This window comes from Gordonia paraffinivorans NBRC 108238 (assembly GCF_000344155.1).
Taxonomy (GTDB): domain Bacteria; phylum Actinomycetota; class Actinomycetes; order Mycobacteriales; family Mycobacteriaceae; genus Gordonia; species Gordonia paraffinivorans.
In genome coordinates this window covers 1-761 of sequence record NZ_BAOQ01000096.1, presented here as the reverse complement: position 1 = coordinate 761, position 761 = coordinate 1, and the positions used below count along the sequence as shown (strand labels likewise).

General features: G+C 61.2%; 1 protein-coding gene. It reads right to left on the bottom strand.

Translation table 11 applies throughout. The features are described from left to right. A partial coding sequence (locus GP2_RS20795; protein WP_040527714.1) for a condensation domain-containing protein occupies nt 1–761 on the bottom strand: 761 nt, incomplete at both ends.

Sequence of the window (761 nt, the reverse complement as noted above, 5' to 3'; positions counted from 1 at the left end):
TGCAAACGCCTCCGACCGAACCGGATCCACCGCATCCACCACAGCCTCGAACGGCACATCCGAATGAGCAAACGCAGCCAGATCCGTATCACGCACATCAGCCAACAACTCGGCGAAGCTATCCGACCCCCGCACCCGAGACCGAAACACCAACGTATTGACGAACATACCGATCAACGGCTCCAACTCCCGCTGACCACGACCCGCATACGGCGAACCAATCGCCACATCATCACTACCCGACAACCGCGACAGCACCACCACCAACGCCGCATGCACCACCATGAACGGCGTCACACCACGCGCAGTAGCCAACCGCGAGATCCCCTCGGCAACATCAACAGGAATCTCAAAACGAGTCTGCGCACCCCGCCCCGACGCCACCTGCGGCCGCGGCCGATCCGCCGGCAACTCCAACACATCCGGCAACCCAGCCAACTGCTCACGCCAATACGCAAGCTGCCCACCAATCACCGACGACGGATCATCCGGCGACCCCAACACCTCATGCTGCCACACAGCAAAATCAGCAAACTGCACCGACAACGGCGCAAACTCAGGCACCTCACCCGACGACCGAGCCACATACCCCGCCACCAGATCAGACACCAACGGCCCCAACGACTCACCATCAGCCGCAATATGGTGCATCACCACCGCAACCACACACTCACCCGGCGCAGACACCCACACCCGAACACGCACCGGCCACTGCTCCCACAACACAAAACCCGAGGTCACCGCATCCTCAATAGCGGAAA